Origin of the sequence: Paenarthrobacter sp. NPDC091711, from assembly GCF_044756605.1 — a bacterium.
In the GTDB taxonomy this organism is placed as follows: domain Bacteria; phylum Actinomycetota; class Actinomycetes; order Actinomycetales; family Micrococcaceae; genus Arthrobacter.
On sequence record NZ_JBIVTF010000016.1, the window covers coordinates 54,846 to 70,508 of the forward strand.

Genomic DNA, 15,663 nt, shown 5'->3' on the forward strand with positions numbered 1-15,663 from the left:
GCCCGATTCGATGGTTCCCTGCGCACAGTGCCGAGCGCCCGGCACGTTCAGCAGCTACGCATCGAAATGGGCGAGGAGACCGGCAGAGATGCGGGCGCCATCAGGGAATTCGAAGAGGCCATCCCCTTCCCCGGCAACAAACGAGACACCCGCCTGCGGCGAAGCACCTCCCGCACCGGCGAGGATCACGACGGCGGCGTAGTCGCCGTCGTGCGCGGTGCCCGAGGTTCCCACCCATGGAATGGTGAGCTCCGAGCCCATCGGGTGGGTGCCGGGGCGGGCGTATGTTCCGGACGAGTCCAGAGCCACACCGAATCCCGGCACGGGAAGCACCGAGCTGACCATGGAGGAGGCAGCGTCCACCGGCCAACCGCCAATCCTTAGAGAGGGCGCAGAAGCCTCAGCACCCGAAACGCGCACCAACCTCAACTCAACGGCACCCCGCGTCACAGAAACCACCGTCACCGAAGGGCCAGGCGTTGCGGTGCCGGCCACCCCGCTGCCGTGATCGGGGCCAGCGTGGGGATCGGGTTCGATCCAGTGTGCCGTGAACCGGGACGCCGCCACCTGGAAGCCGCCGTCGGAGAACGAACCGAGGTGCTCAAAACCCGTCCGATGCGTCAGCCGGCCAGAGGGATCGACGAACGCCACCGCGTTGTCCACGGACTCAGGTGCCAGGTCCGGGAACGTGTGCGTCGAGTACCCGAGCCGCGCGTACAAGGGCGAGTCAGCCACCACAGCGCCAACAACAGCGTGATCCGTGGCGTGGTTCCGGATCCGGACCACACCGTCGGCACGAGTCCCATCCACCTGCCAGCCTGGCGCCACGATCAGTCGCTGAGTGTCGGCAACCTCCACGGGCAAAGGAGCCTCAACGGAGGTCCACGCCGCGTGATCCGCCGGCAAGGCCAACCCCAGCATGCCCTTCGCTGCCCAGTAGGGCGAGCCCGCACCGGAGTAGGCCTGCTTCATGCCGGCAAATTCTCCGTGCCAGCCGATGGACAGGAGCCCGTCCTCGGTGATTGCCCCGTGCCGGGCAAAGTAGTGGAGCATCCCGGACGCTGCCCGGCGTGCCATTCCCGGCGCCAAACGCGTGTGCCCGGACAACTCCCCCACCCAGAATGGTGCCGCGGCCGCGAACCGGTAGATCAAGCTCCGGCCTTGGATCAGCGGAGCTCCGTTCGCGCCGACGAGGAACGCGGCGTCGTCCAGGAAGTCAGCCAGCCGATCGCCGTCTAGCTTCTTCCGGGCGGCAACGCGGGGATCGTTGGGTGCCATAAGCGCCCAGAGCTGCGGATACACCTGGAACGCCCAGCCAACGTAGTGGTCGTACGCGCGTTCTGGCCCGTCAGCGAACCAGCCACCGCCCCGGTACAGCGAATCGTGGATGGCGAGTCCGGCGTCGATGTCCTCGTCCGAGTATCGGCCGCCAACGGATGCCAGGAACGTCTCCACCACAATCTGGAACCACACCCAGTTGATGGGCGGGTACTCCTCGCCGATCACCGTCTCGAACCAGGCAATGAGCTGCTCCTGGACGCGCTCCGGTAGCTTGTCCCACAGCACATCGCGGGTCAACGCCAGGCCAACAGCCAACGACGCCGCCTCAACCTTCGCCTGCCCCAGCTCACCTGGCGTCGGCCACCGGTCAGGGTTGGTGGGGTTGGTCCCGGCGTCGAGGCCAGCGGCGTACCACTCGGCGATCCACCCGGTGTTGACCGGATCGCCGGCAATCCGGAACGAGGCCAGCAGGAACGTCCGGGCGAAGGCCTCCAGTGAGTCGCTTCGCGGGCCGTACCGGCTGTTGGCTCCGGGCAGGTGGATGTTGGCGTGATCGTCAGTGGCGTAGCGGTGGGCGGAGCGCAGGAGGTGATCCGCATATCCGCACCAGTGCTCACGGGTCAGGCCGGTGAATGGGGAAAGCTTGTGGTCCAGGGGCGGCAACAGCATCAGAGCGAGTCCTCCAGCGCAACTCCTGCGAGCCCTCGCGGCGCGCCCAACGACGAATCGCGCACAATCAGCTCGGGGTTCAGGTCAATACGATGCACAGGGCGCATCCTTCCTTCGGCCAAGCGGGCAGCCATCAGCTGCACCGCTACCTTGCCGACGTAGCTTTTGGGAGGCCGAACCGCCGAGATTGCGGGTTCGGCGAGGTAGGCCACTTCATCGTCGTATCCAACGATCGCCATGCTTCCGGGAACATCTACCCCGCGGTCCACGCAGTGCTGCACGAACGCCACGGCCTGGGTATCGGAGTGCACCAGCATGGCCGTGGTCCCTGATGAACGGCAGAGCTCCAGGACCCGATCAAAGTGCTTGGCCCGGTCACCGTTGTCCAGTTTTGCCGAGTCCTCATGGATGGACTTCTCCAGCGGAATCTTCAGGGCAGCAAGGGCCTGCTTCCAACCGCGGACCACGTGGGGACTGGTGGGGCTCGTGGAATCAGTGAGGCAGCCGATCATCCGGTGTCCCTCCTGCCACAAGTGCCGCACGGCCATCCCCGCACCGAAGGAATGATCCGTGGCCACCCACTCCAGCCGGTGGGACGGGATCTCGGACGGCGCCCGACGCTCTGCCATGATCACCGGAATGGGCAGGGCGTTCAGCCAGCGGAGAAGTTCCTTGCCGTGCTCTCCACCCATATCCGGGGCCACAATCAGGCCGTCAATGTTCTGCGTATCCAAGAGAGCCTGGACCTGGCGGCGGTTATCGGCAGCGTCATAGGCGGAACCTCGGACCAGGATACGGAGATTCTGCACCTCGGCCTCCCCACGCGCCCCGGAAATCACCTGCGGCCAGTAATAATCCAGCGACGGAACCACCATGCCGATCGAATAGCTGTGCGCCGACGGCCTCCCCACAGCCGCCGATCGATCCAGCGGGCTGGGCAACGTGGCGCCGCCGTGAACACGTGACACCAGGCCTTCGTCGGCGAGCGTGTTCACGTCGCGGCGGATGGTCAGCTCGCTGACGCCCAGTTTCGCGGCAATGTCGCGCACGGTAATGGCACCATGCGCACGCAGTTCCTCCATGAGCCGCTCACGGCGTTGCAGCGAAAACAACGACTTCCCGGGTTCCGGGCTTGATTCGTTAGTCATGTGTTGCCTCCACTGTGAGGGTGAACGCGCCGGAAGCGCGGGTGTCTGCGGGCATTCGGAAACGGAGCCTGGTGAGCTTTTCGCCCCAGATATCGCTGAGGAGCGGATCGTCGAGGTGCCATTCGTCAACGAGCACGACGGCGGTGGCCGGCTTCCAGCGAAGATGAAGTCCCTTGGTGGTTTCCGCAGCCGGAATCCCCTCGGGCGTGATGGTGGCCGTCGCGTCTGTACCGACGCTGACGGTGCCGGCAACCAGGTAGGTGATGTCGACGTCGTGCGTTCCGTCCGGCGGGGGCGTTCCGTCAGTCCGGGGCGTTCCGTCCGTTTGGTGTGCTGGCAGGTTCCATCGATCGTCAATCACCACGGATCCCTGCTCCCGGTTCATCAGGGAGGTTCGGATCCATTGCTCGGCGTGGCCCAGACCGTAGGCGGCCCCGAGACCCAACGCCAGGGTGGGCTCCTCCGGGGTGGGTTCCTGGAGAACAGTCGCCGCGAATTCCGCACCAGTTCCCTGTTGCAGCCCGAACGGCGCGGGCACGCTGTGCCAGGCACTCTGCATGGCCCGAATCTGGTAGCGATCAGGTCCGAACGTTTGAGCGGTGTAAGTTGGCTGGCCGGCGTCGACCAGCAGCGGCACACCATCCACGGCAACAACCACGGAACCGACGTCGCGGTGGTTGTGGTGCTCGCCGTTGTGCCCGCCCTTGGCCGCGAGCGTGAGCCCGTCCGATGAACCCGGGGTTTGCCGCGCCACCATGATCTGGACCGACGGCAGGTACGTCCCCCAACTGGGTAGCAGTTGGGTGCGGGAGGTGCGGAAGGCGTGGGAGGTGAGCTGGGTGAGGACGCGGCCCAGCCCGGCGGCGGCGTTGGGTTCAGGCTCGACGGCGGCAAAGGTTGCGGCATGCGCTGCCGCCTCAGAGTCCCCCAGCCGGACGGCCCAACGGTGCAGCATTCCCCACGGCAGTCCTTTGTGGGCGCGGGCGGGGCCGTCGGCGACGTTCAGGAACCACCGGTGGCCCAGGTGCATGCGGTGTGGGAAGGCCACCAGGGCTCGGATCACGGGCAGGTCAGGATTCAGCACACCGCCGCTTGCTTCCTCCAACAGGGCCAGGCCTTCCAGCGCCCGACCGGCGCCGTTCCACCAATAGGCGAAGCCCTCGTCGATTGCACCGTCGGCCGGGATGGAAGCCAGGAAACGGTCCAAGCCCTCGATGCACCGGGCGACAACCTCCGCCTGCAACTGAGGTTCCTCAACCAGCAGCAGCGCAGCCACGATGATGTTGGAGTGGATCCATGGGTTCCAGTTGTGGACGTCCCCGTCGAGGCCCAGCCAGTGCCAGTCGAGTCGGTCCAGGAATGGCCGGATCACGCGTTGGTTCGCTTCCGCACGGATCCGCCCGCGCAGGCCGGGTGCACGCCCATCAAGCGCGTCACCAAGCACCAGGTCCAGCCATGCGAGCTGCGCCACCACCTCACCTGCGCCGAGATCCAGGTACGGCCGGGAACGATCCGGGACCACGTGGCGGCTGCGGGTGAACACGTCGTCGTGCGCTGCCCAACTCCACGAGCTTTGCTCACACAGGAGGTACGCGCCATCAATCACTTCGTCGAGCCAGCCGTCACCAGCGGGTCCACCCAAGGCGGCCATCACGACGGCGCGTGTCAGCCGCTGCTGTCGGCTCGCCACGAGTCCCTCGTAGGCAGTGCGGTTGCCGTCGCGGAAGTAGCGCGCGTAGTGGGATACCAAGGGTTGTGGCCACAGGGTTCCCTTCTCCGCTTCCGCTTGGGCGCGTAGCTCCGAAAGGGGGCGGGCAGCAGCGGGCTGCCATCCGGCGTCGGACGCTGGACGAGACGCTGGGCGAATAGTGAGGCGATCACGGGCGCCGCGGAGTGAATCCATCAAGGAGGAGGCGTCGGCGCTGGAACCCCATGCACTCAGGAGGGGTGGCGCTTGAACGGCGGCGGTGCCGGTTGCCATAGGAATTTTCTCCCATTTGTTCGAGTTTGAACGTTTCAGATCAAGCGCGATTGAGTTGAATGAACTGTCTTGTTTATGAGTATGTACTGATTATTAGATGTGATGCAACACATAAATCACGGTCGAACAGACCGCTGTTAGTTTCGAAAGGAGGATCCCCTCAATGTCGCTCAAGCCCCAGGCACTGCTGGTCATGAATAGCGGAACCTTTGCTGACCAGTTCGATTCCACACGACTGGAGCGGCTGGCGGGAATGGTGGATCTCGGTGATCAGCCGTGGACGGATTCCTTGGACGCCCCGGAGCTGACGGGCCGTTTGGAAGAGGTGGAAATCCTCCTCACCAGCTGGGGAGTTCCGCAGCTCAACGCCGAGCGTTTGGAGCGCATGCCCAAACTCCGGGCAGTTTTCCACTGTGCAGGAACAGTGCGCAGCTTCGTCAGCGAGGAACTCTGGGATCGCGGCATCACCGTCACCAACGGCGCCGACGCCAATGCGATCCCGGTAGCCGAGTTCACGTTCGCTTCAATAGTCCTGGCCGGCAAGAAGGCCCATGTGTTGGCCAACGACGCCCGCGTATCCAGGGATGACTGGAGCTACATAGCTAACCGGGGCGAGCTGGGCAACATCGGACGGGTCATCGGCGTCATCGGGTTCTCCCGCATCGGCCGCCGGGTGGTCCAGCTGGTTCAGCAACTCCAGGATGTCACCTGCCTGGTGAGCGATCCCCATGCCGACCCTCTTGAAGTTGCGGCCCTGGGCGGCAAGCTGGTCACGCTCGAAGAGCTCCTGCCAGTGTCCGACGTCGTCACCATTCACGCACCTGCCCTGCCAGAAACCCGGAACATGATCAGCACCGCCGAGCTGCAGTCCATGAAGGACCATGCCACGCTCATCAACACCGCCCGCGGTTCACTCGTTGACACCGAAGCCCTCGTAAAAGAGTGCGCCACCGGACGGATCACAGCCCTGTTGGATGTCACCGAACCCGAGCCGCTGCCCGCGGAATCCGCCCTGTACAACCTCCCCAACGTCATCATCACCCCGCACATCGCTGGTTCGCTCGGGACCGAAACCCGTCGGATGTCCGATGCCGCACTGGATGACCTGGAGCGGTACCTCGCAGGCAAGGACCTCCTGGCCCAGGTGGTCCATGCGGACCTCGGTCTCAGCGCCTAGATCCCCCAAAAGAACACCAAGCCGCAGCCGCGGCAGACTTAAGAAAACCCACTAAGGAGAACGCAATGAAGCGCACAACCCTCGCCGCAATCGCCCTTGCGGTGACTGCAGGGCTCGGACTCACCGGCTGTGCCGGCGCTGCCGGTCCCGCCGAACCGCAGGCGGCCGAAGGTAAGACCCGGCTGACCGTCTCGGTGTGGAACTACGAGGGCACCCCGGAGTTCAAGGCCCTCTTTGACAGCTACGAGGCCGCCAACCCCACCGTGGACATTGAACCCGTGGACATCCTCGCTGATGACTACCCCCAGAAGGTCACCACCATGCTTGCCGGCGGCGACACCACGGACGTGCTGACCATGAAGAACGTGATCGACTACTCCCGTTACGCCAACAATGGCCAGCTCCAGGAGATCAACAGCGTGGTGGACAAGCTGGGTAAAGACAACCTTGCCGGCACGGACGCCTTCAACATTGACGGCAAGTACTTCGCAGCCCCCTACCGCCAGGACTTTTGGCTCCTGTATTACAACAAGGACCTGTTCAAGGCTGCCGGAATTGAAGATCCCAAGGACCTGACGTGGGAGAAGTACACCGAGATCGCTAAGAAGCTCTCCACCGAGGCCGGCGGCAAGAAGACCTACGGCACCTACCACCACATCTGGCGTTCAACGGTCCAGGCCATCGCAGCAGCCCAGAACGGTGCTGACCAGAACAGCGGCGACTACGGCTTCATGGAGGACCAGTACAACACCGCACTGGACCTGCAGAAGTCCGGCGCCACCTTGGACTTCGGCACCGCCAAGAGCCAGAAGACCAGCTACCGCACCATGTTCGAGTCCGGCCAGGCAGCCATGATGCCCATGGGTACCTGGTACATCGCCGGCATACTCCAGGCCAAGAAGGACGGGAAGACCAACGTCGACTGGGGCTTGGCTCCAATGCCGCAGAAGAACGACGACGGCAAGGTCACCACGTTCGGTTCGCCCACGGCCTTCGCCGTGAACAAGAACGCAACGCACTCCGATGAGGCCAAGAAGTTCATCGAGTGGGCTGCCGGTGAAGAAGGCGCCAAGGCGATCTCCAAGATCGGCGTGGTCCCTGCCCTGCAGAACGATTCCATCACCGCTGAGTACTTCAAGCTCGATGGCATGCCCACGGACGAACTGTCCAAGAAGGCCTTCACGCCGGACACCACCGAGCTGGAAATGCCCGTCAGCGACAAGTCAGCCGCAACGGACAAGATCCTCAACCAGGAGCACGACCTCATCATGGTGGGCGAGCGCTCTGTCAGCGATGGCATCGCCGAGATGGGCAAGCGCGTCACGAGCGAAGTGCTGGGCAAGTAACACAGCCAAGCAAGCAACTCTCCCCGGTCCCGGTGCTGCGTCCCTGAGTCGCAGCACCGGAACCGGATCTGAACTCTCCGGATCCTGAAATGGAGGAACGCCCCCGCCCCGGGAGCGGTCATCATGACTACAGAAACAATCCCCCAGGCGCCTGCCCCAGTGCAGAGCCGCGGCAACAGGAAGCAAGCCAGGCGTAACACGCTGATTGGCTGGACGTTCATCCTTCCGAACTTCCTTGGCTTCCTGGCCTTCACCCTCATTCCAGTCGTGGCCGCTTTCGCGCTCTCCTTCATGGAATGGACCTCGTTCAGCGCCCCCAAATGGATTGGCCTGGCCAACTTTGAGCGCATGTTCGCTTCGGACTCCTTCTGGATCGCCCTGCGGAACACTGTTGTTTACGCCTTGGGCCACGTCCCGCTGACCATGGCCCTGGCACTGCTCCTGGCCATGCTGCTGAACCGTAAGCTCAAGGGCATCGGCTTCTTCCGGGTTGCCATCTTCTTCCCGTACATCACCTCTTTGGTGGCTGTCGCGGTGGTCTGGAACATGCTGTTCAGCCCGGACAGCGGCCCCATCAACCAGTTCCTCGGCGCTATCGGCATCGCCAACCCTCCCGGCTGGACCTCCAGCTCCGACTGGGCCATGCCTGCAGTGATCATCACCAGTGTGTGGCGCGACATGGGCTACTACATGGTCCTTTACTTGGCCGGTCTGCAGGCGATCCCCACGGAGCTGTACGAAGCGGCCGAAGTGGATGGAGCCAGCGCCTGGCAGCGTTTCTGGAACGTCACCATCCCGTCCCTGCGTCCCACCACGTTCTTTGTGGTGGTCATGCTGACGGTCTCCAGTTTCAAGGTGTTCGACCTCATTGTGGTCATGACCAACGGTGGCCCCGGACGGTCCACCACGGTGCTGTCCCAGCTGATCTACCAGGAAGGCATCGGCGAAGGTAAGTTCGGCTACTCCTCGGCCATTTCGCTGGTCCTGTTCATCATCGTGCTGACGGTCACCGTCCTGCAGTTCAAGATCCAACAGCGGAGGGAACGCTGATGACCAACATGGCCGAAGACCTCAAAGCCACTCATTTAACGGACGCAGCCCCGTCCCCGTCAGCGGCGCCCAGCGCGGAAGACCGCCGTCGTACTGACCGCAAGCGCTCCCCGCGCGAGCAGAAGAAACGGACCGCGAACGTCATCATCTACGGTGTCCTGGTGGTCCTGGTGGTGGCGCTCATGGTGCCATTCATCTGGATGCTCTCTTCCTCGCTGAAGGAGAACAACCAGGTCCTCACCGTACCCATCCAGTGGATCCCGCAGGAATTCGTGTGGAGCAACTACACGGACATCTGGACCCGCATTCCCATGATGGGATACCTGCAGAACTCGCTCTACCTTGCAGTGATCATCACGTGCCTCCAGGTCCTGACGGGCTCGCTGGCTGCCTACGGTTTCTCCAAGGTCCGTTTCCCGGGCCGCGACGTGTTGTTCCTTGCCTACATCGGCACCATCGCCGTTCCGTGGCAGGCCTACATGGTGCCGCAGTACATCATGATGCAGAACCTTGGACTGACCAACAGCTTCAACGCCCTGATCCTGCTCCAGGCCTTCGGCGCGTTTGGTGTGTTCCTGATGCGTCAGTACTACATGACCATTCCGGACGAGCTCTGCGAAGCTGCCCGCATTGATGGCCTCAGTGAGTATGGCATTTGGGCCCGCGTGATCCTGCCCCTGTCCAAGCCGGCCCTGGCCAGCCTGGCCCTGCTCACGTTCGTGAATACGTGGAACGACTACATGGGTCCTTTCATCTACCTCACGTCCAACCGCCTCTGGACTGTCCAGTTGGGTCTGCGTTCCTTCGTGGGCCAGTTCGACGCCGAGTACGCCATGATCATGACCGGCTCGGTCATCTCCGTGATCCCTATTCTCATCATCTTCCTCATTGGCCAGCGTTACTTCATCCAGGGCATCGCGACGAGCGGGATGAAAGGATGAGCATTGTGAGCGCTAAACCGCGGCGGTGGGCCGGGCCAGGATTCGAGACCTTCGGGAGCATTTTCGGGTTCATCTACACTTTCCTGGCCGGGAACGTCCTGCTCGCAGCGGCCAACGCCCCCTTGGTCCTCAGCCTTTCGCTGGTGGCCGACCCCGCTGCCGCCTGGCCGTTCTTCCTGGCGCTCTCGGTCACTATTGCGCCGTCGCTCGCCGGCATCTTCGCCGCCTTCCGCGCATTGAACGACGACGGCGGCGCGGTCAAGCCGGTTGCCGCCTTCCTTCGGGGATACAAGCGCAGTTTCGCCAAGGCCGCGCTGCTGGGCATGGGGGCGGTGGCCATGCTCATGTTCCTCGGCGTGGACCTTGCCGTCATCCAGAACAACTCCGCCTCCCTTCCGGGTGCAGCGCTTCTGGTGCCGCTGATCGTCGTAGCAGCCGCCGTGACGGTGACCCTTTCCGTCACGGCGATTGCCGGCGTCGTACTCCTGCCTGAAGCGAAGCTGAAAAGCGACCTCAAAGCCTCGTTGTACCTGGCCGTTCAACGCTGGTACCTCAGCCTGGCCATGCTGATCCTGCTGGGAATCATCGTTTCCGCGGCCGTGCTGCAACCGGTCCTGGGCATCGCACTGGCCCCGGCCCCGCTGCTGTTCGTGATCTGGAGCAACGCCTCGTACGCTTTCCACGCCGTGCTCCGTACCCCGTAAAACTGTTAGGACCTTTCTTGGACACGTTCGAAATCGGAGATCAGGACTTCCTCCTGAACGATCGGCCTTTCCGGATCCTCTCCGGGGCCATCCACTACTTCCGGGTTCACCCGGACCTGTGGGCTGACCGGATCCACAAGGCACGGCTCATGGGCTTGAACACCATTGAGACGTACGTGCCGTGGAACGAGCACTCGCCTGTTCCCGGTTCGTTTGTTGCCGATGGCGGACTGGATCTCGGGCGGTTCCTTGATCTGGTGGAGGCCGAGGGCATGAAGGCGATTGTCCGTCCTGGTCCGTACATCTGCGCTGAGTGGGACAACGGAGGACTGCCTGCGTGGCTGTTCACGGACCCCACCGTGGGCGTGCGCAGCAGCGAGCCCGGCTACTTGGCCGCCGTCTCTGCTTATATGGAGGCCGTGCTGGCTTTGGTGGTACCGCGCCAGATTTCCAACGGCGGCCCCGTGATCATGTTCCAGATAGAGAACGAATACGGCGCTTACGGCAGCGACAAGGCCTACCTGCAGCACCTGGTTGACCTGACCAAGCGCTTGGGGGTGGATGTTCCACTGTTCACCTGCGATCAGCCGTTCGGGACCATGATCGAGGACGGCTCACTGCCTGAGCTGCACAAGACCGGGACCTTTGGGTCGCGTGCCGACGAGCGGCTTGCCTTCCTGCGGGAACGGCAACCCACTGGCCCACTGATGTGCGCCGAGTTCTGGAACGGCTGGTTCGACAACTGGGGAACGCACCATCACACCACCGACGCCGCTGCTTCCGCCGCCGAACTGGACGCGCTGCTGACCGCGGGGGCTTCAGTCAACATCTACATGTTCCACGGCGGCACCAACTTCGGCTTCAGCAACGGAGCAAACGACAAAGGCATCTACGAGCCCACCATCACCTCCTACGACTACGACGCGCCGCTCTCCGAAGACGGGCAGCCCACGGCCAAGTACTTTGCTTTCCGGGACGTCATTGCCAAGCACTTCCCGGTTCCTGCTGAGGTGCCTGCCGCGCGGCCTTCGCTGACGGCTTCCGTGGTGTCCGTCTCCGGGTCCGTTCCATTGCTCTCTGTCCCGCCTGCTACGCAGCTGGTTCCCGGCCCGGTTCCGCCTGTTGAAGTGACTGGCCGATACCGAGGCTTCTACCTCTACGAGGTGTTGCTGCAGGGCGGCGGAGTCTTGTCCTTCTCCGAGGTCCGGGACCGGGCACAGTTCTTCCTGGACGGAGTGCCTGTGGGGGTCCTGAGCCGGGAAGCGGGCGAGCGCACTGTAGTCATCCCCCATGGTGGCCGCCTGCAGGTTCTTCTGGAGGACCAAGGCAGAGTGAACTACGGGCAGAGGATCGGCGAGGCCAAGGGGCTGATCGGGCCCGCGTTGCTCAACGGCGTGGAGGTAGTGGACTGGGAAATAGGCGCTGTTGACCTGAAGTCCCTAGATGCCTTCCGTGATGCCTCGCTGCCTTTTCCCAACGGCGACCCCGCGCACGCTGGAGTGGCCGGTCCTTCCCTCTCCTTCGCCACCTTCGAAGCCAACGGCCCCGGCGACCGGTTCCTCCGCCTGGACGGCTGGACCAAGGGAAATGTCTTCATCAACGGCTTCAACATTGGCAGATATTGGAGTCGCGGTCCGCAGCGCACCCTCTATGTGCCCGGTCCCCTGATCCGCGAAGGCGCCAACGAGCTCGCCATCCTGGAACTTCACGGAAGCGCGACGCGTGAAGTGAGGTTCGTCGTCGGGCCTGACCTGGGCCCCGACGAAAAGTAACCCTCTCTCACATCCCACCTGCTTGAACCCGACCGTCTCTCACATCCCACCTGCTTGAACCCGACCATCTCTCACTATCTTCAGGGAAGTGATAGAGGGTTACGGATTAAGGGCTGGGATGTGAGAGAGGGTTGGGGACGCAGAAGGGGACCGGTAATCCAACCGGTCCCCTTCTGTGTGTTCAGCGTGTCTGTGTGTTCAGCGCGCGGGCGTCATTAGCCGCGGCAGAGCTCGCCGTACTTGGTGCCGGCTTCCTGGTAGGCCTGGCCGAGCTCGCCAAGCTTCGCCTCGTCCGGGGTTTCCTTGGACTGCTCATCCATGTACTCCAGGATGGCCGTGACAACCGGCTTCATTTCGTCCGATGCAACGACTTCGATGGGCCGGATGGCGTTGGCCACGCGGTTGGTGGCTGTCTTGCTAGCGTTCTGGGGAATGCTTGCAGCGGCGACGCCAACGCGGTCGCAGGTTTCCGCGGTGGTCAGCTGCTGCTGGGCGGAACAGGCGGATGCCGAGGCGATGAGCCCGGCAGCGATCAGGACAGTGGTGAGTTTCTTCATGATTCCCTCAGTGGTCGACGTCCCTTTGATTGTAATCAGAGCAGGCGTCCGGCCACGCATCGGCGGCTGCGGTCCTCCCCGGTTACCGCTCCCCGGCGGGCACAAATCGACGCCGACCCGCCGGTGTCGGAGCATAATTTCGGTGACAGCGGGGAAGTAACCGGGCAGGAACGCTGGGCAGCCAAAGTTACTGGCGGCCAAAGTTACAGTGCCGGCGTCCGGGGCGGAGACGTGCGGCGCGACCCCGTGGCTTCGAAGGCAGCGGCCAGCGTCAACAGAGCAGTATCGTCATACGCCCGGCCAGCGAAGGTGAGGCCCACGGGCATGCCAATGTCTGCCATGGTTCCCACCGGCACAGTGACCGTGGGGATGCCGAGGTGGCGCGGGACGAGGTTTCCGTTGGATACCCATACGCCGTTACGCCAGCCCAGGTTAGCGGAGGCCGGATCGACGTCCATATCGGCAGGGCCCACGTCTGCCGCTGCCGGGAACAGGACCGCGTCCAGTCCGAACCTGTCCATCCAGTCCTCCAGATCAACGCGCCGTGTCTCCTCAAGCCCGCGCACGCCGTTTTCCAGCTCGGGGATCTCAGTCAGCTGGTTGTAGCCGTGCTCGCGAACGTGTCCCGGGTACTCAGCAATGTCGTCGTCGAACCCGGCGTAGCGGTCCGGCAGGGCACCCTCAGGGTGCGGGAAAATCCTTGCGCCATCCACGTCCGCAAGGGTGCTGAGCGCGGGATCGCCGTTGGCACGGAGGAAATCGTCCCAGGCCCAGGAGGAAAGATCCATGATTTCGCGCTGGAGGTATTCAGGGGTGACAAGGCCGCGGGTGGCAATGGTGGGTGCGCCGGGGCGGTCCCCTTCGTAATTGGAGACCACCGGGAAATCCACCAGGACGACCTCAGCACCAGCGGCTTCGAGATCGCGCTTCGCGGCCTCCCACAGATCGATCACGGAAGCCCGCGTCTCGATGCGTTGCCCGGTGGGGCCGCCGATGCCCGGTTTAGCGCTGGTCCCGGCATCCGGGTCTGCGTTGACATACATGCGCGGCACACCGAAGCGCTTACCCTGCAAAGCCGCGCGTCCGTCGTCGAGCGTTTCCGGAGCCAGCGCCGGGTACCGCTCCGGCCGGACCTCGGACGACTTGGGGAGCCGAACCCATGGCTGTACACGCCAGAAGTCGCCGCGGGTCTGGGAGTCGTCAGCCACGATCACGTCCAGCAGCTCCAGCATGTCCGCCATGGTGCGGGTGTGCGGGACCACCACGTCCATGGTGGGGACCAGCGGCCAGTTGCCGCGCACCGAGATGACGCCGCGCGAGGGCGTGTAGGCGCACAAAGCATTGTTCGACGCCGGTGCGCGGCCACTTGACCAGGTCTCCTCACCCAGGCCGAAGGCCGCGAAGCTTGCCGCCGTCGCGGTCCCGGAACCGTTGGAGGAACCGGAACCGAACGCTGCAGTCAGGAAGTCAGCGTTGTAGGGGCTTTCGGCCCGGCCGTACACACCGCGCTGCATCCCGCCGTTTGCCATGGGCGGCATGTTGGTCAGCCCGATCAGCACCGCGCCGGCATCCCGGAGGCGCTCGATGGTGAAGGCATCCCGCTGCGCCACCAAATGCTCAAAGGCCGGAGACCCGGCTGCGGCAGTGAGCCCCTTGGCCAAGTAGCTGTCCTTGGCTGTGTAGGGGATGCCGTCCAGTGGGCCCCTCACTTCGCCCTGAGCCCGGCGCGCATCAGAGGCCCGTGCATCCGCCAAAGCATCGGGGTTCATGACCACGAGTGCGTTGAGGGTGATGCCGTTACTGTCGTAGGCCTCGATGCGATCAAGGTACGCCTGCGTGAGCTGCTCGCTGGTTACCTCCCCTGTTTCCAGTGCCTCACGCAGCTGTGCAATGGAGGCCTCAACCACGTCGAAAGGAGCCATTACGCTGCTCCCCCGTTGATCTGTGCGCCGCCGAGACGCGGCTGCTGCTGCGTGATGCAGTGGATACCACCGCCGCGGGCAAGGATGGGGCGCGCGTCTATAGTGACAACGCGGCGGTCGGGGTAGGCCTCACCCAGGATTTCTGCCGCGAGCGAGTCCGCGCGTTCTTCGCCGTAACCACAGGCGATGACTCCGCCGTTGACCACGAGGTGGTTGACGTAGCTCCAGTCCACAAAGCCGTCTTCATCCCGCAGCGTTTCCGGCGCGGGCAGCGGGACAATCTCAAACGGTTTACCCGCCGCGTCAGTCTGAGTCTCAAGGAAGGCGTGCAGCGAGCGGCTGACCTCGAAGTCCGGGTGCTCCGGGTTGGTCTGGGAATGCAGCAGGACACGGCCAGGTGTGGGGATGGTGGCCACCATGTCAATGTGACCCCTGGTGCCCAGGTCCTCGTAGTCGCGCGTGAGGCCACGGGGTACCCAGATGACTTTGGTGGCGCCGATGGTGCGGGCCAGTTCAGCCTCTACTGCCGCCTTGTCCGCGTAGGGGTTCCGGCCCGGATCCAGCTGGACTGTTTCGGTGACCATCACGGTTCCTTCGCCGTCAACGTGGATGGCGCCACCCTCATTCACCAGAAGGGAGCTCACCAGTTCAGCACCGGACTTATCCGCGACAAAGCGCCCCATTCCGGCGCTCTTCTGCCATTCAGACCATGCCGGGGCACCCCAGCCGTTGAAGATCCAGTCCACTGCGCCAAGCACGCCGGGACGTTCGTGGTCCAGCACAAAGGTTGGTCCGACGTCGCGCATCCAGAACTCATCCAAAGGCGCCTCAACCTGCTCGATGCCGCCGCCCAGCATGTGCGCAGCACGTTCGCGCTCGCTGGGGTCCACCACCATGGTGACCGGCTCGAACTCGGCCACGGCGTGGGCGACGGCGGTCCAGGCGGCGTAGGCCTCTTCGGCCGAGGCGGCGTCGTCGCCAAGCGTCAGGCCGGTTCGGGGGAACGCCATCCAGGTGCGCTCATGCGGTGCGGTTTCGGCCGGCATTCTCCAAGCCATGGGTGACTCCTTCGTCTTCAGTGCAGTCTCTTGTTGATCGCACGATCAACAATGCTG

Annotated in this window: 12 protein-coding genes; 6 read left to right on the plus strand and 6 right to left on the minus strand. The window is 63.8% G+C overall.

Annotated elements, in window-relative coordinates:
• Nucleotides 1-54: 54 nt before the first annotated feature.
• The 3 genes from ACIQH5_RS19090 to ACIQH5_RS19100 are packed head-to-tail and all read right to left on the minus strand — an operon-like array spanning nt 55 to nt 5,079.
• Nucleotides 55-1,950, minus strand: coding sequence for a DUF2264 domain-containing protein (locus ACIQH5_RS19090; RefSeq protein WP_400406493.1), 1,896 nt, complete (start codon nt 1,948-1,950; stop codon nt 55-57).
• The gene (locus ACIQH5_RS19095; RefSeq protein WP_141280677.1) at nt 1,950-3,098 is read right to left on the minus strand and encodes a LacI family DNA-binding transcriptional regulator; all 1,149 of its coding nucleotides are present in this window, start codon (nt 3,096-3,098) and stop codon (nt 1,950-1,952) included. Before ACIQH5_RS19095 ends, ACIQH5_RS19090 begins: the two co-directional genes overlap by 1 nt.
• Nucleotides 3,091-5,079: a heparinase gene (locus ACIQH5_RS19100; protein WP_400406497.1), complete on the minus strand. Its 1,989-nt coding sequence runs from the start codon at nt 5,077-5,079 to the stop codon at nt 3,091-3,093. The genes ACIQH5_RS19095 and ACIQH5_RS19100 overlap by 8 nt, the downstream gene beginning before the upstream one ends.
• A 163-nt stretch (nt 5,080-5,242) precedes the next feature.
• Here ACIQH5_RS19100 and ACIQH5_RS19105 point away from each other — a divergent pair, with 163 nt between their 5' ends.
• From ACIQH5_RS19105 to ACIQH5_RS19130, 6 genes are all read left to right on the plus strand, one after another.
• Complete coding sequence (locus tag ACIQH5_RS19105; protein WP_400406499.1) at nt 5,243-6,256, plus strand: hydroxyacid dehydrogenase; 1,014 nt, start codon at nt 5,243-5,245, stop codon at nt 6,254-6,256.
• A 65-nt stretch (nt 6,257-6,321) separates the two neighbouring features.
• Complete coding sequence (locus ACIQH5_RS19110; protein WP_400406501.1) at nt 6,322-7,602, plus strand: ABC transporter substrate-binding protein; 1,281 nt, start codon at nt 6,322-6,324, stop codon at nt 7,600-7,602.
• A 123-nt stretch (nt 7,603-7,725) separates the two neighbouring features.
• Nucleotides 7,726-8,652 carry a carbohydrate ABC transporter permease gene (locus ACIQH5_RS19115; protein WP_024818234.1) on the plus strand — a complete coding sequence of 309 codons (927 nt, stop codon included), beginning with the start codon at nt 7,726-7,728 and terminating at the stop codon, nt 8,650-8,652.
• On the plus strand, nt 8,652-9,593 hold the full coding sequence (locus tag ACIQH5_RS19120) for a carbohydrate ABC transporter permease (protein ID WP_400406504.1): 942 nt from the start codon (nt 8,652-8,654) through the stop codon (nt 9,591-9,593). Before ACIQH5_RS19115 ends, ACIQH5_RS19120 begins: the two co-directional genes overlap by 1 nt.
• A gap of 5 nt (nt 9,594-9,598) precedes the next feature.
• Complete coding sequence (locus ACIQH5_RS19125; RefSeq protein ID WP_400406506.1) at nt 9,599-10,297, plus strand: DUF624 domain-containing protein; 699 nt, start codon at nt 9,599-9,601, stop codon at nt 10,295-10,297.
• 17 nt (nt 10,298-10,314) lie between these two features.
• Complete coding sequence (locus ACIQH5_RS19130; RefSeq protein ID WP_400406508.1) at nt 10,315-12,069, plus strand: beta-galactosidase family protein; 1,755 nt, start codon at nt 10,315-10,317, stop codon at nt 12,067-12,069.
• Nucleotides 12,070-12,284: 215 nt separating this feature from the next.
• Here ACIQH5_RS19130 and ACIQH5_RS19135 read toward each other — a convergent pair whose 3' ends face one another.
• The 3 genes from ACIQH5_RS19135 to ACIQH5_RS19145 form a co-directional block, all read right to left on the minus strand.
• Nucleotides 12,285-12,626 (minus strand): hypothetical protein, encoded by a 342-nt coding sequence (locus tag ACIQH5_RS19135; RefSeq protein ID WP_400406510.1) that lies wholly within the window; start codon nt 12,624-12,626, stop codon nt 12,285-12,287.
• A 203-nt stretch (nt 12,627-12,829) separates the two neighbouring features.
• Nucleotides 12,830-14,548 (minus strand): amidase, encoded by a 1,719-nt coding sequence (locus tag ACIQH5_RS19140; RefSeq protein WP_400406512.1) that lies wholly within the window; start codon nt 14,546-14,548, stop codon nt 12,830-12,832.
• The gene (locus ACIQH5_RS19145) at nt 14,548-15,606 is read right to left on the minus strand and encodes an agmatine/peptidylarginine deiminase (protein ID WP_400406514.1); all 1,059 of its coding nucleotides are present in this window, start codon (nt 15,604-15,606) and stop codon (nt 14,548-14,550) included. The genes ACIQH5_RS19140 and ACIQH5_RS19145 overlap by 1 nt, the downstream gene beginning before the upstream one ends.
• Nucleotides 15,607-15,663 lie beyond the last annotated feature (57 nt).

Excerpts from the sequence above, each read along its gene's own strand:
- ACIQH5_RS19090 (WP_400406493.1), bottom strand. The coding sequence starts at position 1,950 with ATGCTGTTGCCGCCCCTGGACCACAAGCTTTCCCCATTCACCGGCCTG.
- ACIQH5_RS19095 (WP_141280677.1), bottom strand. The coding sequence starts at position 3,098 with ATGACTAACGAATCAAGCCCGGAACCCGGGAAGTCGTTGTTTTCGCTG.
- ACIQH5_RS19100 (WP_400406497.1), bottom strand. The coding sequence starts at position 5,079 with ATGGCAACCGGCACCGCCGCCGTTCAAGCGCCACCCCTCCTGAGTGCA.
- ACIQH5_RS19105 (WP_400406499.1), top strand. The coding sequence starts at position 5,243 with ATGTCGCTCAAGCCCCAGGCACTGCTGGTCATGAATAGCGGAACCTTT.
- ACIQH5_RS19110 (WP_400406501.1), top strand. The coding sequence starts at position 6,322 with ATGAAGCGCACAACCCTCGCCGCAATCGCCCTTGCGGTGACTGCAGGG.
- ACIQH5_RS19115 (WP_024818234.1), top strand. The coding sequence starts at position 7,726 with ATGACTACAGAAACAATCCCCCAGGCGCCTGCCCCAGTGCAGAGCCGC.
- ACIQH5_RS19120 (WP_400406504.1), top strand. The coding sequence starts at position 8,652 with ATGACCAACATGGCCGAAGACCTCAAAGCCACTCATTTAACGGACGCA.
- ACIQH5_RS19135 (WP_400406510.1), bottom strand. The coding sequence starts at position 12,626 with ATGAAGAAACTCACCACTGTCCTGATCGCTGCCGGGCTCATCGCCTCG.
- ACIQH5_RS19140 (WP_400406512.1), bottom strand. The coding sequence starts at position 14,548 with ATGGCTCCTTTCGACGTGGTTGAGGCCTCCATTGCACAGCTGCGTGAG.
- ACIQH5_RS19145 (WP_400406514.1), bottom strand. The coding sequence starts at position 15,606 with ATGGCTTGGAGAATGCCGGCCGAAACCGCACCGCATGAGCGCACCTGG.